General features: G+C 49.8%; 22 protein-coding genes and 1 other RNA gene. 7 read left to right on the plus strand and 16 right to left on the minus strand.

Going from position 1 to position 20,998, the window contains the following annotated elements:
• Positions 1-382: 382 nt before the first annotated feature.
• Entirely contained in the window at positions 383-703 is a 321-nt protein-coding gene (locus tag P1P89_16210; GenBank protein ID MDF1593060.1) for an NfeD family protein, read from the plus strand.
• 70 nt (positions 704-773) lie between these two features.
• Entirely contained in the window at positions 774-1,886 is a 1,113-nt protein-coding gene (locus tag P1P89_16215; protein ID MDF1593061.1) for a metallophosphoesterase, read from the plus strand.
• Positions 1,887-2,049: 163 nt separating this feature from the next.
• Here P1P89_16215 and P1P89_16220 read toward each other — a convergent pair whose 3' ends face one another.
• The 4 genes from P1P89_16220 to P1P89_16235 form a co-directional block, all read right to left on the minus strand.
• Positions 2,050-2,325, minus strand: a complete 276-nt coding sequence (locus tag P1P89_16220; protein ID MDF1593062.1) for a type II toxin-antitoxin system RelE/ParE family toxin — start codon at positions 2,323-2,325, stop codon at positions 2,050-2,052.
• 2 nt (positions 2,326-2,327) lie between these two features.
• Positions 2,328-2,552, minus strand: coding sequence for an antitoxin, RHH family protein (locus P1P89_16225; protein MDF1593063.1), 225 nt, complete (start codon positions 2,550-2,552; stop codon positions 2,328-2,330).
• A 331-nt stretch (positions 2,553-2,883) separates the two neighbouring features.
• The gene (locus tag P1P89_16230) at positions 2,884-3,366 is read right to left on the minus strand and encodes an ACT domain-containing protein (protein MDF1593064.1); all 483 of its coding nucleotides are present in this window, start codon (positions 3,364-3,366) and stop codon (positions 2,884-2,886) included.
• Positions 3,367-3,608: 242 nt separating this feature from the next.
• A complete protein-coding gene (locus P1P89_16235) occupies positions 3,609-5,129 on the minus strand; it encodes an AMP-binding protein (protein ID MDF1593065.1) in 1,521 nt (506 codons plus the stop codon).
• 123 nt (positions 5,130-5,252) lie between these two features.
• Between P1P89_16235 and P1P89_16240 the strand changes: the two genes are divergently transcribed.
• On the plus strand, positions 5,253-5,468 hold the full coding sequence (locus P1P89_16240) for a hypothetical protein (protein MDF1593066.1): 216 nt from the start codon (positions 5,253-5,255) through the stop codon (positions 5,466-5,468).
• Positions 5,469-5,546: 78 nt separating this feature from the next.
• On the opposite strand, the gene P1P89_16245 is transcribed toward P1P89_16240, so the two are convergent.
• The 8 genes from P1P89_16245 to P1P89_16280 all read right to left on the minus strand — a co-directional run bounded on the left by P1P89_16245 (position 5,547) and on the right by P1P89_16280 (position 14,406).
• A complete protein-coding gene (locus P1P89_16245; protein ID MDF1593067.1) occupies positions 5,547-6,074 on the minus strand; it encodes an LEA type 2 family protein in 528 nt (175 codons plus the stop codon).
• A 100-nt stretch (positions 6,075-6,174) separates the two neighbouring features.
• Positions 6,175-6,987, minus strand: a complete 813-nt coding sequence (locus P1P89_16250; GenBank protein MDF1593068.1) for an ABC transporter ATP-binding protein — start codon at positions 6,985-6,987, stop codon at positions 6,175-6,177.
• 30 nt (positions 6,988-7,017) lie between these two features.
• The gene (locus P1P89_16255; GenBank protein ID MDF1593069.1) at positions 7,018-8,265 is read right to left on the minus strand and encodes an ABC transporter substrate-binding protein; all 1,248 of its coding nucleotides are present in this window, start codon (positions 8,263-8,265) and stop codon (positions 7,018-7,020) included.
• A 79-nt stretch (positions 8,266-8,344) separates the two neighbouring features.
• Positions 8,345-9,445, minus strand: coding sequence for a branched-chain amino acid ABC transporter permease (locus P1P89_16260; GenBank protein MDF1593070.1), 1,101 nt, complete (start codon positions 9,443-9,445; stop codon positions 8,345-8,347).
• Positions 9,446-9,530: 85 nt separating this feature from the next.
• Positions 9,531-10,415: a branched-chain amino acid ABC transporter permease gene (locus P1P89_16265; GenBank protein MDF1593071.1), complete on the minus strand. Its 885-nt coding sequence runs from the start codon at positions 10,413-10,415 to the stop codon at positions 9,531-9,533.
• 32 nt (positions 10,416-10,447) lie between these two features.
• Positions 10,448-12,388: an AMP-binding protein gene (locus P1P89_16270; GenBank protein ID MDF1593072.1), complete on the minus strand. Its 1,941-nt coding sequence runs from the start codon at positions 12,386-12,388 to the stop codon at positions 10,448-10,450.
• On the minus strand, positions 12,372-13,193 hold the full coding sequence (locus P1P89_16275) for an ABC transporter ATP-binding protein (protein ID MDF1593073.1): 822 nt from the start codon (positions 13,191-13,193) through the stop codon (positions 12,372-12,374). The genes P1P89_16270 and P1P89_16275 overlap by 17 nt, the downstream gene beginning before the upstream one ends.
• Positions 13,194-13,755: 562 nt before the next feature.
• Positions 13,756-14,406, minus strand: coding sequence for a TIGR00730 family Rossman fold protein (locus P1P89_16280; protein ID MDF1593074.1), 651 nt, complete (start codon positions 14,404-14,406; stop codon positions 13,756-13,758).
• A 456-nt stretch (positions 14,407-14,862) separates the two neighbouring features.
• Here P1P89_16280 and P1P89_16285 point away from each other — a divergent pair, with 456 nt between their 5' ends.
• The 4 genes from P1P89_16285 (at position 14,863) to ssrA (ending at position 18,060) form a co-directional block, all read left to right on the plus strand.
• Positions 14,863-15,144, plus strand: coding sequence for an HPr family phosphocarrier protein (locus P1P89_16285; protein ID MDF1593075.1), 282 nt, complete (start codon positions 14,863-14,865; stop codon positions 15,142-15,144).
• Positions 15,145-15,150: 6 nt separating this feature from the next.
• Complete coding sequence (gene ptsP, locus P1P89_16290) at positions 15,151-16,920, plus strand: phosphoenolpyruvate--protein phosphotransferase (protein ID MDF1593076.1); 1,770 nt, start codon at positions 15,151-15,153, stop codon at positions 16,918-16,920.
• A gap of 208 nt (positions 16,921-17,128) precedes the next feature.
• A complete protein-coding gene (gene smpB / locus P1P89_16295) occupies positions 17,129-17,587 on the plus strand; it encodes an SsrA-binding protein SmpB (GenBank protein ID MDF1593077.1) in 459 nt (152 codons plus the stop codon).
• Positions 17,588-17,707: 120 nt separating this feature from the next.
• Positions 17,708-18,060, plus strand: a transfer-messenger RNA (tmRNA) gene (ssrA, locus tag P1P89_16300).
• A gap of 33 nt (positions 18,061-18,093) precedes the next feature.
• Here the strand turns inward: ssrA and P1P89_16305 are convergent.
• From P1P89_16305 to P1P89_16320, 4 genes are all read right to left on the minus strand, one after another.
• Entirely contained in the window at positions 18,094-19,233 is a 1,140-nt protein-coding gene (locus P1P89_16305; GenBank protein MDF1593078.1) for a site-specific integrase, read from the minus strand.
• Position 19,234: 1 nt separating this feature from the next.
• Positions 19,235-19,510: a DNA-binding protein gene (locus P1P89_16310; GenBank protein MDF1593079.1), complete on the minus strand. Its 276-nt coding sequence runs from the start codon at positions 19,508-19,510 to the stop codon at positions 19,235-19,237.
• A gap of 138 nt (positions 19,511-19,648) precedes the next feature.
• Positions 19,649-20,338, minus strand: a complete 690-nt coding sequence (locus P1P89_16315; protein MDF1593080.1) for a hypothetical protein — start codon at positions 20,336-20,338, stop codon at positions 19,649-19,651.
• A gap of 163 nt (positions 20,339-20,501) precedes the next feature.
• Positions 20,502-20,998 (minus strand): hypothetical protein (locus P1P89_16320; protein ID MDF1593081.1); only part of this gene is annotated, 497 nt, incomplete at its 5' end.

Here is a 20,998-nt window from a genome sequence, read left to right on the forward strand (position 1 = left end):
CCATAGAATCACACACGCGAAAACAACGAATGCGGGGACGGCAGAATGGCTAAACAAAATTTACGAAGTCAAATTAATCAACAGATTTAAAAAGTTCCATAAAAAATACTTGATGCGGTTTCATTATGTTTTAAATCCCATAGGGTTCTGTATAGCTTTTTTTCATTTCTTATTATCTTCTTGTCGCTCATCCCCTTTTCCTGAATTGGGTTTATTATTGATGACCCTGATAGTCGGTTTAGGATTAATGTTAAAATTCAAAGTAACTCCTAAGTGGATGCGGAGATTCGTGTATCGCTTTCATACATCGTCGGCGATTTTTTCATCATTGATTCTTGTACTGGCCATTGGCCACCTGATTGTTGATTAAGGGAAATCTGCGGTGAAAATTGCAATTCTTATTTTGGCAATCGGGCTCCTATTGTTCGAGTTTATCGAACATGTGATCTTTCCTTTGATCTGGTTCATCAAAGACCGAAAGAGAAAATCCGTCTGCGGAGTGAATGGCATGTTAGGAAAAATAGGTAAAATAAAATACTGGCAAGAATCTGAAGGACAGGTTTTTGTCAATGGAGAATTGTGGCGAGCTGTTAGCGATTCACCACTATCGGCTGGGGACAGCGTGGTTATCCAAGATGTGGATGGACTCACAGTAAGTGTGATACCTTTCAAAAAGGATAAAGTTAAAAATATCACGTTATAAATTTAATGGGAAATCCTGTGGGATTTATTGTCTTCGCCAACGGCGAGGGTAAACGATAAAGGCGGGCCTTGTGTTCGGAACTATTCTTATTTCAGTCTTTACATTGATGCATATCTATGTTTTTTGGCGTGTTATCTCCGTGCCATTTGTGACTCGCCATATGCCTCGAACGTTTCTCATCGGGTTAGGCGTGCTGCTTTGGGTCATTTTTTTACTTGGACGTGTCATCGGTCACGACCGATCAGGAGTTCTGGCTGGAATTCTTGAATCCCTCGGAATGACCTGGATGGCTGTTCTATTCCTGACTTTCATCTCACTCCTTTTAATAGATATCGTCACTCTCTTCGGCTTTTTCATGCCCCGGTTATCGCTCACTCTGCGTGGATGGGCATTGGTGGTCGGTATGATTCTTTCGATGATCGCGCTCGCCCAGGGCTTGCGACCACCAGTGATTCAAAAATATGAGGTGGCGCTTACAGGCCTTCCCGATGCTATGGACGGTACCGTGCTTATTGCCTTGTCCGATACCCACCTCGGTTCGCAACTCGGTGAGCGTTGGCTAAAGGCTCGAATCGCACAGGTAATAGCGCAGCAGCCCGACCTTGTGGTATTACTCGGCGACATTTTTGAAGGTCATGGCCCTCCTGAAGATGGGTTGATTTTAGCACTTAAACAACTATCCGCACCTCTCGGTATTTGGGCTGTACCCGGCAACCACGAATTCTACGGCGGTGGTGACATGAGCCTGTTCGAAGAGGCAAGCTTCAAATTGCTTCGCAACGGTTGGGTCGATGTAAAGCCTGGCCTTATCCTGGCAGGTGTGGATGATCTCACTAACGCACGCCGAAATGGCCAAGGCGGCGATTTAATCTCACAAGCGCTTGCGGGTCGCCCCCCTGGTGCTGCCATACTCCTTTCCCATTCGCCGTGGCATGCCGATATGGCGGCAAAAGCTGGTGCGGGACTTATGCTATCCGGCCACACTCACGGAGGGCAAATCTGGCCATTCGGCTATCTGGTCCGCAGTCGCTATCCCATTTTGGAGGGACGTTACGAGGTGGATGGTATGACAGTTATCGTATGCAGAGGAACGGGCACATGGGGACCGCGCATGAGGCTTTGGAGGCCCAGTGAAATCCTGAATGTGACACTTAGAAGGAAAGGGGGGAATTTATCTCATTAATCCGCTGAAAAACCGAATATCATTATTGCGCTCAAGGATAATTATCCGAACCCTGAGTTTTCTGATTCCGATTTTTTGCAGAATACCGATTCAATGATTGATTACGAAATCGGCTCTTTGACATTGTCGGGCCGCTTACTATCCGGTAATCCGGTTGATGGCCCTACGTTCTCTTTCCCATCGCCTCATAGACTTTTTTTCTGTGAATAATGCCGAGAATCAGGACTTCTTTGCCGACGATTTTATAGACTACGCGATAATCGCCGACCCTCAGCTTCCAGTAACCTCGGAGTGTTTTACGTAGCGGCTCACCGTATCGCTGGGGTTCGGTTGCAAGCCGATGTTCGATGGCAGTTTTGATGCGGTTTTTTAATTTCTCATCAATCAAGGGCAAGTCTCGGGTTTTGACATCCGGATGGTACCTGAGTGTAAACGGCACGCTTACCACACCTCGCTATGCTTCAACAACTTTGATTTTGTGAGACTCCTTTCCCTGATTTCGGCAAAATCGGAAAGGGCAACGTCCTCCTCAATCTCCAGCGCCTCCTTGATAAGGTCGCGAACCTTTGTGGAAAGGGAAATCCCCTCTTTTGTCGCTAAACGTTCAATGGTATTATACAGCGGTTTCTCCAAAACGACATTTACTCTTGGATTTTTTGCAGGCATGTTTTCACCCCCTGTTTGCTAAAGTTCAAATCGCAAATAGTGTAACGCTTTTGACGCACCTTGTCAATCAATAACATTTTTTAATCCAAAATTCAGGGCGGTGGATTTCAAGTATTATCCGAAACCTGAGTTTTTCTGATTCTGATTTTTTGCAGGATACCGGAACAATCTTTTATTGATCTGGAAAGGTGCCTTTGAAATATTGTCGGGCTGGAGGCCATCAGACTTTCAGCCCGGATTTCGGGGATGTTACCCATGACGGTCGTCGATCCACCGCACCGCCTCGCTGCTGCAAACAAAGGGTCAGGTCTTCCTGGGGCAGATAGTTCCGTTAAGGTTTAAAGATTTTGGTTGCCAGCTCGATATCTTCCGGGCAGACCACAAACAGGCATTTTTTGCCACGGGGAGAAACCGAGCCGTAAACATAATTGATATTGATTTTCTCTTTGCCGAACTGGGTTGTAATTTCGGCCAGAGAGCCCGGTTTATTTTCAAGTTCCATGACAATCACCGGCATGATATCGAACAGGTAGTCATTTTTGGACAGCAAATCGATGGCATTGTCTGTCTGGTCCACCAGCAGCCGTATCAGGGCAAACTGGGCCGAGTCTTTTCGCATCGAGTTATAGCTGGCGACCGAAGCAATGCGCTTCAGCGACTTTCCCCGGGCCTGGAAAAGCTCCTGCACATAACTGGAGACATCCTGTATCATCAATGCATCGATATTGATGTTTTCATTGGCAAGCAGGGAGGACAGTTTCCCGAGCTCCCCGGGCGCATTCTTTAAAAAAAGCGATATTTCCGTTCTGACCATGGTTTTTCCTCCTCAATGGGGCGCGGGAGCGTCCCGTTCCTACATTCCCGCCGGAGCGCTTCACGCTATCAGTTCTCCCGCAGAGACGCTGAGGCGCAGGGATTATTATTCTGCAGGGTGTTGAAACACCGGATCGCGAACCTCGAAATAAGAGTTCAAGGAGCTGTTCCCATATTATTTTCGTTCTTCTCTGCGCCCCTGGGTCTCTGCGCGAGACCAGGAGAGGAACCGGGGGTGCCGGGCTAAGCCCCGCCATATCTGGCCTTGATTTTGGCCCTGTCGGGTGCACCGTCCGTTAATACCGGAAAATCCGTCACGAACTCTACATACTGAGGCTTTTTAAAGCTGGCGATGCGTTCTCCCACAAAACGGATCAAGTCCTGGGGTTCCAGGGATTTGTCTTTTTTCAGCAGACAGACAGCCTTAATCCCCTCTTTCCATTTGGGATCGGGAACACCGAAAACCACCGTTTTCAGCACCGCCGGATGTTGCAGGATGACGCGCTCCACTTCGGCCGGATAAACGTTTTCGCCGCCCGGTTTGATGAGCTCCTTATCGGCCTTACGGCCCTCATACCACAGAAAACCGTCTTCATCAAACCGGCCCAGATCACCGGTGTGATGCCGGCCGCCGCGAAAGGCAAGGGTGCTGTCCTCGGTCAGATTCCAGTAGCCTTTAAATACCAGGGGGCCCTTCACCGTTATTTCGCCGATTTGACCCGGAGGCAGCGGACTGCCGCTTTCATCCTCCAGCCGCACATCTGCCAGATGCAGGATCTTTCCGGCTGCGCCGGGTTTGTCATTATACTTGCCAAGAGTGGCCAGGCCCGATGTTTCCGTTTGGCCGTAAACACAATAAAATGTGCCTCCTGTTGCTTTCTGATATTTTTCGATGGTTTCGGGCGCATCGAGCCCCAGTACCGCACGGAGGCTTTTGATGTCCGACCCCGTCTCAGCCTGGGCCGCCAGGATGGATGAAAGAATCGGCGAAAATTCATACAGTACCGATACGTTTTTAGCGGCAATCAGTTCTGCGATCTGGCGGGCATCAAATTTACTGATATTCACGTTCAGGGCGGCGGCATGAAACGCCTGAAACGCCATGGTAAGACCGGCCACATGAAACAGCGGCAAAAGATTCAGATGAACATCCGCCGGTGTCAGGCCGAAGAGATGGTTCATATGAAAACTGGCTATCAGTATGTTTTCATGGCTCAACAGTGCCCCCCTGGGCCGCCCGGTGACAGCCGCCGTATGAATGATGACAAAACCATCGTCCGAAAAAACTTCCGGCGCTTCGACATTATTTGCACTGTCCGACAGGGATCCTAAATCAATGAACCCGCCCGCATCGGCCTTAAGGTTATAAAATTGAGTGACCGACGGGAGCTTGTGTTTAATTCCGGAAACCAGCCCCTGGTATTCTTCATCGACAAAAAGCAGTTTGGGGGCGCCGTCGCTCAGATTGAAGGCAGCCTCTTCGGCTGACAGCCGCCAGTTGATGGGGAGCATAACAGCGCCCAGGGCGGCGGCAGCCCCATAGATGAGAAAATATTCAAGGCTGTTTTTCCCCAGCACCCCAATGCAATCGCCTTTATGAATGCCGGCCTTCTGGAGCCCCCTGGCCAGGCCATCGACTTGTTGCTTGTACTGATCGAAAGTTATCGTGCGTCCGTCGTCCACTTCAAACCATGCAGGCTTGTCCTTGAAACTAACGGCATTGCGACAAATCAGATCATAAATGGTAAAATCGTAAAGCCCCATAAGACACCCTATTATGAAACGGTGAGGGGTTGCTTTCCGGGTAAACACAACTGACAACGCCCGATGGCAAGATAGGGCTTGGCAGACAGTTGGAAAACAAATATCAGATCACCAGACAGGTGCGTGACATTTCGACAAACGCAGTCCCGCCACGGGCGGGATGAGCATCGGCGAAAGTCGCACAAAACACCGCATGGCAGCCTGGGAACAGCTTTCAACAAGCCCGGCAGACGGGCGCAGGCAAGTGCGCCCTGCAGCCGCACCCGCGACGATACCGCCGGGGAGCGACTGCAGAGATCTTTTGCTGAATTGTACGCTCTATCGCTCGATCAGGGGTAAGTCACTTTAACATGCTGACTTTGGCAATCCCGTCGGCCTTGAAATTAACAGAACCTTCTCTTTACATGGACCTGAATTTCATAATTGGGAATGCCTGTCCACAAAAGCGCTCACCTTGCTAATACCGTCGGCGCTGAATACGGCCGATCCTTCTTTTACATGGATCGGAACTTCATAATTGGGAATGTCCGTCCACCACTTTTCCAAAGCGGCCCAGGCATTCGTGTCCTGTTCCTTGAGTTTAAACCCACCGGTAACCAGCAGACTCAACAGCGACTGGCGCACGTCAAAATGGGCGTGAACCCGAACCTGGTTGGTCTTGCCGGGGGGTATCCATTGGACCGCATCGGTACTGACGGTGTTCAGATCAAAGTCCTCGAACGCCACCGTAAATTTCAAGTTTTCCAACTTGATCGCAAAATCATTGGGGTTTTCGATGTTAAAGGTAAAAGCCAGGTCCAGCGGCGCCCCGACATCATCCGGTTTCCCCTTGGTGGGGGCGACACTCTTGGCAAAGTACCAGTAACCAAAGGCATGGGCGACTTCCAAGGAATCGAGCTTAACCACCGGATTTTTGAAATTCTGTTCCGTCGGTTTGGTCGCCATTCCTGCGCACCCCATTAGCCCTGCACTGACAAGAAACACACATAAACCTATATAAATTAATTTTTTTCGCATTTTTCATCTCCCTTATTCAATTTAAGGGTTAGGTAAGCCAACGCTTTCTGCGTTTATAATGTTTCACATCCCGAAAACTTTTCCTTCCCCCGAAATCGGTCATGCCCAGATAGAAGTCCTTGATATCCGGATTCTGTCGGAGCTTTTCAGCCGTGTCATCCATGACGATGCGCCCGTTTTCCAGCACATAGGCATAAGGCGCCACGTTAAGGGCCAACTTGGCATTTTGCTCCACCAACAACATCGAGATCTTTTCCTCTTCGTTCAGACGGGTGATAATGTTGAAAATTTCATGGATCAGGAGCGGCGCCAGGCCCATGGAAGGCTCATCCAGAAGGATCAGCTTGGGACTGGTCATCAGGGCGCGCCCCACAACCGTCATCTGCTGCTCGCCCCCGCTGATAAGGCCGGCGGTTTCGTTGCGCTTTTCCCTCAATCGCGGGAAATAGGTATATACCATTTCCAGCCCTTCCTTGATGGATCGCCCTTGCTTTTTCATGTGAGCCCCCACCTTTAAATTCTGCTCAACGGTGAGATGCTCGAACACACGGCGCCCTTCGATCACCTGCACGATTCCCTTTTTGGCAATCTTTTCAGCGGCCATCTTTTCGATGCGTTCGCCCATGAACTCTATCGAGCCGTCCGTGACTTCTCCGTCTTCGTGCTTTAAAAGCCCGGAAACAGCTTTCAGGATCGTGCTCTTGCCCGCACCGTTGGCGCCGAGCAGCGCAACAATGCCGCCATGGGGAACCTCGATGGAGACCCCTTTGATCACCAGAATGACCTCGTGGTACTTGACCTCGATGTTATTTATTTTTAAAATTGGCTTTTGATTTGACAAAGCAATGAGACCTTTCGGGGTTGTGATTCATTACCAGCCGATCCACTCTTTGGCCCACTTGTCCGGCCAGCGCGTTTTCAGATCAACCACCTTCAACAGCTTAATATTGCCGTCGGCAATCTCATAGATCGGCACCTTGCCGGCCACGCGGTGGTCCGTCGCCGTATAGGTCAGCGGCGGCACATTCAGGCCGATATCGTAATTCTCCATGGTTTCAAAGCCTTTTTTCAGGATGTTTTCACCGCTCAACCCGCCGGACTTATCAGCCCGTTTCAGGGCTTCCCATAACGCCAGTACGTTGGCCCATCCCTGAATTGTCCGCACCAGGCGCTTTTCCTTGAGCACGCCCGGGTTGTACTTTTGCCCGTAAGCCACAACCTTGTCCATCATCGGAACATTTTCACCATAAAAGGCGCATACAGCAGCTCCCATCACATTTTCAGAAGCTTTGCCGGCCAGCCTGGGAAGGTTTTCATCAAACCCCCAGTTGTTCACGATGTGATCGGCGCCCAGTCCCAGGGCATAGGCATCGCGAACCGTGGCCGCAACCGACATGGTCGTATTGCCGTGCCAGACCAGATCCGGTTTGAAATCCTTCATGGCCAGAACCTGGCTCTTGGTATCGATGGCAAACAGCGACACATCCTGGTCCGGGCCGATGTCAAAGCCCAGAATTGCGGCCTGATCTTTAATGGCCTTGATCGGCGCGCTGCAATAGGGCGATGCGAACATGTAAGAGCAGACAAAGCGCGGCTTGCGTTTGCCGTAGTCCTTATGCTTGGGCCATTTTTCATCAAACCAGGCCGTAATGGCGGCCCGGGCGTTGCTGGAATAATCGGTTGCCGCAAAAAGATTATAAGGCGTTTTTGCAGGATCGGTCAGATGCCCGGAATAGGAAGCCGATACGTAAGGCATCTTGTCCTTGGTTACCGTAGGTGACAGCGCTTCGGTGTCACCGGTTCCCCAGCCCAGAACAGCCACCGCTCCCAGCCGCTTAAAAAGCTTGTACTTGGTAAGGGCTTCGGGCACCCGGTAGCCGTAATCGAACTGATACAGCTTGATTTGTTTGCCGTTAACACCGCCGTTGTCATTCGCATAGTGAATGGCTTCGGCAATGCCCAGGGCATAGTCCTTGCCAACATCTGAGGTCGCTCCCGTCATGTCATTGAGCGCCCCCACCTTGACCTCCGCGGCCCCGGCCGTGGCTGAAAAACCAGCCGCCATGACTACCGCAAAAATCAACACAAACATTTTTAGACACATATTTCTTAGATTCATTGTAATATCCCCTTTCGTTGGAAAGTAGGCCTTTAAGGTTGTTTCCCGATACCTGAAATTGTTTTATCACCTCCTTTTATTAATATGAGAACGGCCACAAGTTAAAATAATTTTTAATTTGCCCCCAGCGATACGCCAGGCCATAGGGCTCGAATATCATGAAGGCGCAGATCGCAAGGCCGAAGGCGGCCTCCTTGATAAACAGAAAATCCATCAATAGTTTGGGATATGTATCTGCCAGCGGCATTATCCCCAGTTGCAGCAGCTCCATCACCACCACCATGAAGATGGAACCGAAAATGGTGCCGTGGATGGAGCCCACGCCGCCGATCAGAATCACCCCCACCAGCCACAGGGACCAAAACCACGGAAAATGCTCGGGGCTGATGGCCGCCAGGTTGCTGATCCAGAAAGCGCCGGCGATGCCGCCGATAAATCCGGCCACAAAAAAAGCCAGGAGCTTGTATTTGACAACGTTGATCCCCATTACTTCGGCTGAGATATCGTTGTCCCGGATTGCCACCCAGGCGCGGCCGGCCCTTGAGCGCAGCAGATTGACCACAATGGTGACGCACAGGATCACCAAGACGATCATCATGTAATAGACCTTCAAATCGTTGTCGATGACCCAGGGGCCCACTTTTATGGTGCCCGGCGGCAGTGAAAAGGCCTGGCCGCGGCCGCCGATCTGGCTGACATATTGCGTAATGATAAAATCGACGATAATAAACTGTGCCGCCATGGTGGTCAGAATCAGATAAAAGCCTTTGACCCTGGCCGAAGGAAGCCCGAACAGAACACTGCAGATCCCGGACATTACGGCCGCGATGATAATGCTGAGGGGGTATGCCAGACCCCACTTTATCAGTAGCTGCGGCCAGGGAAATTCCAGAATCAGGAGGGTGCTGGTATAAGCGCCCACGGCCAGAAAGGCCGCATGCCCCAATGTTACCTGGCCGCAGAAACCGATCAGGAGCTGCACGCCCAACGCCCCCAGAATGGTATAGCCCACCTGATTGTATACGCTCAGCCAGTAGGAATCCGCCCCAAAAGGAATCCCCACAAACAACACCACAAACAGCAGAATCATCTTTGCCTTGATAAATCGGGTCTGCCACCAGCCATGTTCCTGGGCGTAGTTTTGATGGTAGACGCCGCAGGGAAGGAAAGTTGTTGACATCAGTTGAGCTCCAGTTCGTGTTGCGGGTTGCGCGTTACGGGTTGCGCATTACGGGTTGCGCGTTCATTTCCATTCATTTTCAACGTCACACCCGTTCAATCCGCTCCCAGCCCCACAGCCCATAAGGCTTGAAAAGCAGAAAAACGGCCATAAAGGCAAACGGCGCGATTTCCTTGACGCCGCCGGGAAAATATCTGTCCAGATAGGCGCCGCAAAAATTTTGCAGGATACCGATGATGATGCCCCCGACGATGGCGCCGGGAATGGAGTTCAGGCCTCCCAAGACAACGGCCGGCAGAACCAGTAACCCCAGATATCCCACCGAAATATTCAGGCCGTTGATGTTTCCCAGCAGGGTCCCGCCCACCCCGGCTGCCATAAAGGCGATGGCCCAGGCGGCAGCATACACATACCGGGCGCTGACTCCCACTGAAAGAGCGGCCATCTCATCGTCGGCCGTGGCCTGCATGGCCAATCCCCAGCGGGTGTATTTAAAAAAACACACGAAAACACACAGAAGAATAATTGCCGCCACGAAACTCCACAAATACACTTGACCGATTACCAGTGGGCCGATCCTGATCGGCTCGATTGAAAAAACAGGCGGGTCAAACACCCGCGTATCGGTTCCCCACAAAAACTCAACCGTGCCTTTAAAGAAAAAAGACAGCCCCACTGTGACCATGATCACGGTCAGAACCGGTTCGCCGATGAGCCTGTCCAGAAAGATGCGTTCGGTCAAAACGCCTAAAGCAAAGCCGATCACCAGCGAAAATAAAAGCGCCAGCAGAAAGGGAACCCCCATTGAATAAAAACTCAGCGAAACATACGCACCGATAAGCGTCATTTCGCCCATGGCCAGATTAAGCGCACCCGAGCATTTATATATCAGGACCCAGCCCAGGGCGACCAGCGCGTAAATGCCGCCGACCATGATTCCGGTTGTGAGTGTCATGAAAAACAATTCCATTCCTGATTCTCCTTAGGCTGCAGTTAGCGGCCTTAAACGTCAATCGTTTGAATGGTCAGATCGGTCAGGATGCGCGACTGCCGTCCGTCTTCATACTTGATGGTGGTGTCGATGTGCACCGAGCCTTTGTCGGAGTATAGGGCATCGACGATTTCCTGGTAGCGCTTTTCCACAAAGGACCGCCGCAGTTTGCGGGTGCGGGTGAGTTCGTCGTCATCCGCATCCAGTTCTTTGTAAAGATTCGTAAACCTTTTAACCCGGGCCGCCGCCGGCAGGTCCCTGTTGGCAGTTCGAATCTGTTCTTCTACCAGATTGATTACCTCGGGCTTTTGCGACAGTTCCATGTAGCTGGTATAATTGAGCTTCCTTTCATCAGCCCATTTTCCCACCACCGAATAGTCTATACACAGGACCGCGGCGATGAAGTCCCGCTTGTTGCCGACAACCCAGGAATCCTTGATATAGGGGCTGAATTTCAAACGGGTCTCCAGGTACTGCGGTGAAAACGGTTTGCCGTCCCTGAGGGTAAAGACATCTTTGGTGCGGTCAAAAACAACCAGGTGCCCCTCATCATCGATAAAGCCCTTGTCGTCGGAATAGAGCCAGTCGTCTTTGAGGGCCTTTGCGGTTGCTTCGGGATTTTTATAGTATCCTAAAAATACGGACGGGCTTTTGGTGATGATTTCGCCCTCTTCGGTAATGTGGATTTCGGTACCGGGAATGGGGTGCCCGACGGTGTCGAACTTGATGTCGCCGCTGCGGTGGACCACGGAGATGCCGGCCACCTCTGTTTGGCCGTATATCTGCTTCAGGTTGACCCCCAGGGCGTGGAAAAATCGAAAATGATCCGGTCCCATGGCGGCGCCGCCGGTATAGGCATTGCGGACCCGGGACAGTCCGAGATGATCCTTGAGCTTCTTTTGCATAATGACGTAAGCCAGCCATTCCAGAAATTTCCAGTGCCAGGGGATCGGTTTTTTCTTGAATTTCATATCGGCCACCCGGTAGCCGATCCAGGTGGAAAGCCTATAGCTCATGCGCTTGATCCAGGTGGCATCCAGATATTTAACCTGGACCGAGCGGGTCATCTGCTCGTACATGCGCGGCGGCGCAAACATGACATGCGGACCGATTTCCCGGATATTTTCCTGGGCGGTTGCGGGGTCCTCGGGAAAATTCAAGGTATACCCGATCTGCAGGCCGCAGGAAATGGACATCATCTGTTCACCGATCCAGGCAAAGGGAAGGTATGATACATAGTCATCGGTTTCCAGGCAGGGGTCCACCGCCATGAGGTGTTTGCCCATGGTCAGCATGTTGTGATGCGACAAAAGCGCGCCCTTGGGCAGGGAGGTGGTGCCGGATGTATAAAACAGCAGGGCGACTTCATCCCCATGTCCCTTGGCGATCAATTCTTTAAACAGGTTCGGCTCCTTGCGGTCCAGTTCCCGGCCCAAAGCCTGAACCTCTTTCAGACTGATGAGATAGTCCCGGTCATAATTGCGCATCCCTTTGGGATCGTCCCAGATAATTTTTTTCAGTTTGGGGCATTCATTGAAAATGGAAATGGCCTTATCGACTTCTTCCTGCCCCTCGCCGAATAAAAATTTGGTGTCGGAGTGATCCACAATGTAGCGGACCTCATCGATCAGGCTGTCCTGAAACAGCCAGACGCCGATTCCCCGGGCGCACAGCGCCGCCATTTCAGCCCATAATCCTTCGGGACGGTTGTCGCCGATCATGGCGACCTTGTCGCCGTCTTCAAGTCCCAGGCTGATCAGCCCCAAAGCCAGGCTCTTGACGTTTTCGAAGTAATCGTGCCAGGTAATCGGACGCCAGATGCCGAACTCTTTTTCCCGCATGGCGATCCGGTTTTTTCCGTAAAGCGTGGCCTTTTCATAAAAAAGTTTGGGGATCGTCAGCTCTTTGGAAACATCACTTCCGTTTAAATCCGGCTTAACGTCGGGTTGCATATAAATCCTCTTCACCCAGGTAGGCTTTGATGACCTCAGGATGACGCTGTACTTCCTGGGGCGTGCCGTCCATGATCATGTTGCCGAAATTAAGAACAAAGACACGATGGGACAGATCCATCACCACGCCCATGTCGTGCTCCACCAGCAGGCAGGTCACTTTCCAGCGGGCTTCTTCATTCACATCCAGGATAAACCGGGCCATGTCCTCCACCTCTTCGAGATTGAGGCCTGCCAGGGGCTCGTCTAGAATCAGCAGTTCCGGTTCCAGCGCCAACGCCCGACCCAACTCCACCCGTTTTTGAAGACCGTAGGGGAGTCGGCCGACCGGTTGATGCCGGATCTGCTCTATTTCGAGCAAATCGATGATTTCTTCTTCAATAAATTTTCGATGTTCGATTTCTTCTCTGTCGGTCTTGCCGACATAAAGAGCGCCGCTGACGATGCCGGATTTGTAATGGATGTGTCGGCCCAGGCGGATGTTATCAAGCACCGTCATGCCGCCGAAGACCTCCACCTTCTGAAAGGTTCTGGCAATTCTTAGGTTGGCGCGCTGGTGCGGTTTGAGATGGTTAATCTGTTGCCCTTTAAAATAGATGTTGCCCTGCTGGGGATGGTACAGGCCGTTGACGCAATTCATCATGACCGTCTTACCGGCTCCGTTGGGCCCGATGATGGAATGGATCTCCCCTCTTCTGATTTTAAGACTTACACCGGCCAGCGCAGATACCTTTCCGAAGCTCATATGAATGTCCTCCAGTTCCAAGAGGACATCATTGCCTTTAATTTCTTCTGATCCGATCAATCCTTAGGCCTCCCTTTTTCTTATCACGACTCGGTTTCCAAAGCATCTCATCGCTAAAATAAAGCGCCCCGCTGCAAACGGGGGCTTCATTATGAAAACGAAAAAAAATGCTCTGAAACATGCCCATTCGGACGGATGGAACGTGATATTGCCGGTTTCTATCAGACAGTTTTTTCGCCGGGGCTGATGACAGTAGAGCGAAAATGGTTTCCAACAGGCTCATCTTCCTGCGAAATGAAACTGACAGCGTTCGGCCTTCAGGATAAAGTCCGTCGCCTGAAAGCATTGCCGGCATCTATGGTCGCTGGTTTTTCTCGACCCGATTGCTTACGGGTCTGATCGGCGGCAGTCATCAGCCGCAGATGAATGAATTGGTGTATTCTTAAATATATACTGAAAAGAAGATATAAAAAAAGTTTATAGCGGATGTCCCCTGTTTAATCAAGAGAAAAATTGATGCCGCCCTGCCACTGCGTGCCGTAAGCTGTGGTTTTATTATTACGGCGGTATTATTCCAGCCGTCGTTTTGGTTCGCACACGCAAACCGGCCGCCAGGTTCTATTTAAAGGATCACGACTTTCTGAACATACTTGACGATATCTTCCGGTTTATCCATAACCTGCAGAATTTCAAGATCTTCGGGAGAAATCCGCTTTTCATCCAGCAGCCGGAGCTTGATCCAGTCGATCAATCCGGACCAGTATTCGGACCCCACCAGAATGACCGGCAGGGGTTTTATCCGATGGGTCTGGATCAGCGTAACCGCTTCAAACAGTTCATCCAGCGTACCAAAGCCGCCGGGCATGATGATATAGGCCATGGCGTATTTGACAAACATGACCTTGCGGATAAAAAAATAATTAAATTCCAGGCTGATGTTGGCATAAGGGTTGGGCTGCTGTTCAAACGGCAGGATAATGTTCAACCCCACCGATGTGCCGCCGGCCTCGGCGGCGCCCTTATTGGCGGCCTCCATTACACCGCCGCCGCCGCCGGTAATTACGGCAAATTTGTTTTTGGCAAACAGCGCAGCCAGCTTTTCAGCCTGACCGTATACCGGATCGTCCGGCATAACTCTGGCAGACCCAAAGATGCTCACCGCCGGGCCGAGATCATGCAGGTTTTCGACGCCATCTACAAATTCTCCGATAATTTTAAAAAGACGCCAGGCTTCCCCGATTTTCAAGTCGTCAATCAAGAATTGTTTTTCCATTGGTATCCCTTCGGTTTAGATTAATCCCCCACGGGCAATCGACGCATCCGTGTCCAGATCGACATTGCAACTCCGGAATGCCGATCTCTTCCCGGCCGTTTGTCTGCCGGGTATAAAAGCCCGGCGATAGGATTCTTTCCCTGCAAGTATGATCGGGTCGTCGGTCGTTTGGCAATCTGCTAAAACCATAAATTTTTCCATAATTACAGCAGATTGTAATCTTCCAGCGCTGAATTCGTCTATCAGCAATTCCTGCCTTTGTCAATGATTTCAGATTGACAATCGGGGCGGGGGTTGTTAAATTTCTTTATTTTGGTATCCATCAATCTTTTTCAATCGCCCTGCCGTGCCGGTGATACTTGCGTTCATCAACAGGCAGACAGGGTGTTTACTGACAAAATGATCCTGCGCGGGTTTTTGGCCCGAACGGGTTAAACTTTAATTACAAACCCGATAATGAACGACCATAGAAAAAGTTTTGTTAAAGATGCCATCATCACCAATGAACTGGGACTTCATGCAAGATCTGCCGCCAAGATTGCGAAAATTGCCCAACGCGCTACCGGTAAGATTTGGATCATGAAAGACGCTTTGGAAGCCGATGCTGCCAGCGTTATCGACATACTGACGCTGGAAGGATTTAAGGGTTCTAAAATTACCATCAGGATTGAGGACCACAACGACGCTGAGATCCTGGACGAATTGGAACAGCTTGTGTCAAGCGGATTTGGGGAATAGTCAGACATGCCAGCAAAAAAAGCAACGGAAATAAAACTAACCGGCATCAATGCCTCTCCGGGCATATGCATCGGCAAGGCATACCTGGTGGATACCGAAGGTGTTGAAGTCGTTGAAAAGTACCATGTCGATGGCAAAAACCTTGCAACCGAAATAAAACGGTTCAAGGCCGCTGTGGAAAAAGCCAAAGAGGAACTGCGCAGCATCATCCGGAAAACGCCGGAAGAACTTCGTCAGCACGCTTACATCCTCGAAACCCATATGGTGCTGCTGAAAGACAAGATGCTCTATGGCAGCACCATTGATACCATTAAAAACGAGCAGGTCAACGCCGAGTGGGCCTTAAAAAAAGTGGCCTCCCATGTCAGGTCCATGTTTCAGGCAATATCGGATGATTACCTCAGGGAGCGGGCCTCCGATATCATGCAGGTCGCCGATCGGATTATGCGCAACCTTATCGGCGCTAAAGGGATCGATATTTCAGCCATTGACAAACGGGTCATTCTGGTGGCGCACGACTTGTCTCCGGCCGACACCAGCCAGATACATCTGGAACGGGTAATGGGGTTTGTGACCAATCTTGGCGGCAAGGCCTCTCATACCGGCATCATTGCCCGTACCCTTGAAATTCCGGCTGTGCTGGGGCTCGTTAAAGCCACCCGCATGATCAAAAATGACGACGTTATCATTGTGGACGGCACCACCGGTATCGTCATCATCAACCCCACCGAACAGACACTGGTAGCGTATGAAGAACGCCGGGTCGGCTATGATGAATATAAAGCCCTCATCGCCCGCAGCGGTCATTTGCCGGCGGAAACAGCGGATGGGTTTCGACTCCAGGCCATGGGGAACATCGAACTGCCCGAAGAAATTTTTGCGGTCATCAACTACGGCGGCGAAGGCGTTGGACTCTACCGAACGGAATTTCAGTATCTCAGCCGCCCTTTCTTTCCGGGTGAAGATGAACTTTATGACAAGTACAAGGATGTTGTCGAAGTCATGGCCCCCAGACCCGTAACCATTCGAACCCTCGACATCAATGGCGACAAGGCTCTTGCCAACGCCACCGGTTCGGACGAGGCCAATCCGGCCCTGGGATTACGCGCCATTCGCTACTGCCTGCAAAAGCCGGATGTATTCAAGACCCAGCTCCGGGCTATTTTACGGGCCGCCGCCCACGGCAACGTTCGCGTCATGTTTCCCTTGATATCCAGCGTTGATGAAGTCCGCCAGACCATCCAGATGCTGGATGAGTCCGCCGATTCACTCGCCAAAGAAGGGGTTTCGTTTAACCGGGATATAGAAGTCGGCATTATGATAGAGGTCCCGGCGGCCGTGATTATGGCGGATGACCTGGCGCAGATCGTTGACTTTTTCAGCATCGGCACCAATGACCTGATCCAGTATTCTCTGGCCATCGATCGGGGCAACCGTCAGGTCGCCCACCTCTACCACCCCCTGCATCCGGCCATTATCCGCATGATCAAGCACGTAGCCGATGTGGCCAAAGACAAAGGCATCAAGGTCTTTATGTGCGGTGAAATGGCCGGAGACCCGGCGTATATACCGATTCTGCTGGGCCTGGGAATGGACGAATTAAGCATGAACCCGCAATCGATTCCGGCCGTCAAAGGCATGATCCGCTCGCTGAAGCTAAAAGACGCCAAACTCTTTGTGAAAGATGTTTTAAAACAGGCGACGGCGACCGATATCGAAAAAATGGTCCAAAAGACCTATGGCAGCGTGCTGTCAGACATGATCTACTCTGGATGATTGGAAAGTGTCGTATATCAGTTTTTTGATGCAAATTATTGCAGATTCTTCCTGAGATAAGTCAATGAGTCTTTCCCGCGTAAGCGGGAATCCAGGCAACATTTTTCTGGACTCCCGCTTGCGCGGGAGTGACAATAATTTTACAGTATAATTATAGGCACCGTATTGATACCATTAACCCCGGATTCCACCCGCGTAAAGGATTCCATTGAACGATAAGCCCATTAAAATTATAACCGTAAACCGCAAGGCCCGCCACGACTATTTTATCGAAGATGAATTTGAAGCGGGCATGGTCTTGCAGGGAACCGAAGTCAAGTCTCTGCGGCTGGGACGGGTCAACTTGAAGGATTGCTACGCCAGAATAACCAACGGAGAGGTTTTTGTCCATCAGATGCACATCAGCCCCTACCCCTTTGCCTATTATGACAACCACGACCCCTTAAGGCCCCGCAAGCTGCTGCTGCACGCACATGAGATCAAGCGGCTTTATGGCAAAGTGAACGAAAAAGGACTTTCCCTGGTCCCCTTGAAGGTTTATTTCCAGAAGGGAAAGGCAAAAATCACCATCGCACTTGCCCGCGGCAAGCGCAAATACGATAAAAGAGAGTCCCTCCGCGAGCGCGATGGCAAAAGGGAACTGGACCGGGCGCGCAAGGATCACTGACCTCCCCGCCTCCCAGCTTCCAAGCCTCCCGGCTTTATACCCTTGACTTTTTGGCGTTGATTGCTTAAATTAAGATCATCATTTGATCTTTTTCATACCTTCTTTACCTACCTCAAATTTGGGGGCGAAACGGCTTCGACGGGGATAAAGAAGCATTGGCTGCATACCGAGCATCCTGTCCGCTCGTAAAAAAGACGGGGATTTAAATATAATCGCAGACGATTATAACTACGCTGTAGCCGCTTAAGGCTGCCGTTCTGCCGGGTTTTTTCTGCGGACCCGGACAGGGCGTCGACTAGCAGGATAGCCGGCCCTGAGTGCCTGTGGCAGGGTTGGCGAAATTCAGCGGGCTAAGCTTTCAGAGATCCGGCCGGGAGGAGACCTGAAGGACAAAAATTAAAATTTCGGACAAGTATGTAGACGCCTGTGTGGAATATTTTCGGACGCGGGTTCGACTCCCGCCGCCTCCACCATTTTTACTTAATAATTTAAATAGATTACAAATTTTACTCATCCGACTCTGGTAGAATCCTGGTAGAATTCCAGGCTTTTTCTAAATGTGACCCATCATCTGGAGCTGGGGTGTGCCGATAATAATGATCTACAATCATCCGCGTGTTGGCATGCCCGACCTGTTTTTGAATGAAGCTCATACGCTCATTTTCATCCAACGCGTTAGTGATGAAGGTCGCCCTGGTATCCTTAATGCTGATTTGTGAAGTAATACCAACCTTTTCGAGGGCTGGCTTTACCACTGTATTGTTCAGGGTATGCCGGTGAATGGGTCGACCAGCTTTGTTTAAGAAAACGAAGTTGTCTCCATCACCTTTCCAAGTTATTTTCCGCTGCACTCGTAGCGCTTCAATTACGAACTCCGGTATTTTAACATCACGAATCGAGCTTTCGGTCTTGGGTGTCTTGTAGATTAGCTTTCCAGCTTTGCCCCGAACAAGATTTCGGCGGATTTTCACAACACCATTTTTGAAATCTACGCGCTTCCATTTCAATGCAGATGCCTCCGCAATCCGGACTCCTGAGAAAAATAAAAGGATGAACAACGGTTTCCAGACAACGTCCAACGCATCGATAAAAGACTTAATTTCTTTAAGCGATAGCGGCCTTTTCTGTTCCCCCTTAGTTTTCTTGATAGGATCTACATCAACAAATGGATTGGACGGGATGATTTTATGTTTCTTAGCGAACTTCATCACGAGTCTGAAAGGGGTCAAGATGTTCTGCTTGGTCTTGCTCCCGCATTTTAACTTGCTGATGAACGTCTCTATGTCGAGACTGGTCATGGAATCAATTGGTGTATTTCCAAAGCATGGCAGCACATGACAGTTCATAACCTTGCGGTAATTATTAAAAGTTGTCTCTTCCACCTGGGTTTTCACGATTTCTGACCACCTTTTGGCCACTTCCCCAAACGGCATAGAATCTTCAACCGTTACGGCATCTGTTTTCAGAATTTGCCCGTGGATATTGATTTCTTTCAAATGATCATCACGCTTACGCCTGGCTTCAACCACGGATTTGGTTTCCAAGGAAAATTTGTACGGCTTTGCCATGCCCCTAACTTTCTTTTGAAAATACCACACACCACTGATTTTATCCCGGTACAAATGTTGATTTAATTTTTTCGCCATGTCATATCCTCCATTCTTTATCAGCAGACGATATGCACGGCTTCACCTTCTTTGATTCAGCCTTCGGTTTATCACCCCCTTTCTTTGGAAATGAATTTTTGTCCCTGAACGCCTTTATTTCATCACTGAAATATAAAACCCGTGTTGAACCTGGGGCTTGCCAGTATGACAGAAGTCCTCGGTCTCGCCAATTCTTAATTGTAGCCGGAACGACCTTAAAATAATTCGCAACTTCCAATTGTGTCAAAAACTCATTATCAAAAATCTCCTTTCTCATACCTCATACCTCAAAAAACTTGATATGACAGGTCCATTGCTGGTCGGTTCCAGAAGATGACTCATTCGTCATCCATGACGTGTCCTACCGCTTTCGCGGATTGTGGAGCCGAGGTATGTTTGGCTCCGTTTTCAGCGATTATGCCGCTTGCTTGATTTCTGACTCTTTTTCAGCCTTATTTGACCATACCCTTCTTAATTTCTGATCTTTAGGGATAAGGCACAGGAACTCACTTTCATTCCTTGAGTTGTTATAGGCCAGAACCTGTTCGCGTTGAACGACAGTCTCATAGACCATGGGTTTATTCAAAAACCGTTCGAACCTCCTCGCGAACCAAACGGCTTTATCAAAGTCACTTGTCCATGAAATCCCCCTCAACCTGCGGGCAGGTCCTTTTCCAGCAACTCCTCGGTAAACAGTGAAGGGTCCAGAGCCAGGCAGAGGATCACCTGCTTCCATCAGTTTATTCCTATCTGCTATGTCGAGCATCAATTCTATATCCCAGGCTGACCATCGGTGATTGTTTCCACGACATCCAGTGAGGGCTCTTAGCAAAAAACGCTCATATACCCCTTTTTTATGGAGCTCCTCGAAATTGTCGAAGGTAAATTCCAGCCAACGATGATTTGGCATTTGGACTAAAATATCTCCGACATAGTCCTCAATTTCTTCCTTGCTCATGTTTTTTTCCATTCTAAAATTCCTTAGTTCAGCGCTCTGTCGAGCCAACGCAATCAATTCCCGCAAACGCAATTCATCCTGCAATTCGGTCCACGAACGATACGTATGCTCTTTTTTTTCGTCTACTAACTCTGTTCTTTCCACCATAAGTTTCTCCTTACCCACACAACTCATCGGCCATGCGGGATTTAATTTTATTTGGAACTGAATCCAGTTTCCATTTGCCCCGCTAAAATGTTAACGGGGCGTTTCGAGTTTAACGAGAAGGTGATCGTTCGCGATTTTTAGACCTGCTAATTACGAATGCGCTTTAAAATTTCTGACCACAGAAAATGGAACAAAGAACCCGGGTTCTCTCGCAGCCATCGATAATGATATCTTCGGCTTTCGTGTTTAATTGCTTTCTCAGTTTTTCATCTGTCGGTAGAAAAACGAAAGCTCTTGGGTCTAAACCTTTGAATCCGGCTCTTTCAAGCCATTTTCTACGATTTTGTTCCCATTCTTTGTCAAAGGAAACACTCCAATCCGGATCAAAAGGGTTTTCAAATTTAGTTTCGGTTTCAAAGCATCGATTCGAAATTTCCTCGATATAATTCTTTCCGCCAATCCAGTCCTTTTTTTTGGAAAGCAAGTTATCTAAAACCTCTTTCTGGCTATTGGAAATATCCATTTCCATATAGTAACTGCCACGGTCCCAGTTCAATCTTGCCCTCTTTTTATAAAATTCTGGCCCGTAATAGACTCCGCCATAGAAATTGTCACCAATTTCCAGATGCATTGGCATCCAAGTCTGAATCCCTTTCCCAT

The sequence above is a fragment of the Desulfobacterales bacterium genome, from assembly GCA_029211065.1.
Classification (GTDB): Bacteria; Desulfobacterota; Desulfobacteria; order Desulfobacterales; family JARGFK01; genus JARGFK01.

What these genes read in the sequence shown, in the direction of transcription:
- P1P89_16225 (MDF1593063.1), bottom strand. Translation starts at nt 2,552, where the DNA reads ATGCCTGCAAAAAATCCAAGAGTAAATGTCGTTTTGGAGAAACCGCTG.
- P1P89_16230 (MDF1593064.1), bottom strand. Translation starts at nt 3,366, where the DNA reads ATGGTCAGAACGGAAATATCGCTTTTTTTAAAGAATGCGCCCGGGGAG.
- P1P89_16235 (MDF1593065.1), bottom strand. Translation starts at nt 5,129, where the DNA reads ATGGGGCTTTACGATTTTACCATTTATGATCTGATTTGTCGCAATGCC.
- P1P89_16245 (MDF1593067.1), bottom strand. Translation starts at nt 6,074, where the DNA reads ATGGCGACCAAACCGACGGAACAGAATTTCAAAAATCCGGTGGTTAAG.
- P1P89_16255 (MDF1593069.1), bottom strand. Translation starts at nt 8,265, where the DNA reads ATGAATCTAAGAAATATGTGTCTAAAAATGTTTGTGTTGATTTTTGCG.
- P1P89_16260 (MDF1593070.1), bottom strand. Translation starts at nt 9,445, where the DNA reads ATGTCAACAACTTTCCTTCCCTGCGGCGTCTACCATCAAAACTACGCC.
- P1P89_16265 (MDF1593071.1), bottom strand. Translation starts at nt 10,415, where the DNA reads ATGGAATTGTTTTTCATGACACTCACAACCGGAATCATGGTCGGCGGC.
- P1P89_16270 (MDF1593072.1), bottom strand. Translation starts at nt 12,388, where the DNA reads ATGCAACCCGACGTTAAGCCGGATTTAAACGGAAGTGATGTTTCCAAA.
- P1P89_16280 (MDF1593074.1), bottom strand. Translation starts at nt 14,406, where the DNA reads ATGGAAAAACAATTCTTGATTGACGACTTGAAAATCGGGGAAGCCTGG.
- P1P89_16285 (MDF1593075.1), top strand. Translation starts at nt 14,863, where the DNA reads ATGAACGACCATAGAAAAAGTTTTGTTAAAGATGCCATCATCACCAAT.
- ptsP (MDF1593076.1), top strand. Translation starts at nt 15,151, where the DNA reads ATGCCAGCAAAAAAAGCAACGGAAATAAAACTAACCGGCATCAATGCC.
- P1P89_16305 (MDF1593078.1), bottom strand. Translation starts at nt 19,233, where the DNA reads ATGGCGAAAAAATTAAATCAACATTTGTACCGGGATAAAATCAGTGGT.
- P1P89_16310 (MDF1593079.1), bottom strand. Translation starts at nt 19,510, where the DNA reads ATGAGAAAGGAGATTTTTGATAATGAGTTTTTGACACAATTGGAAGTT.
- P1P89_16315 (MDF1593080.1), bottom strand. Translation starts at nt 20,338, where the DNA reads ATGGTGGAAAGAACAGAGTTAGTAGACGAAAAAAAAGAGCATACGTAT.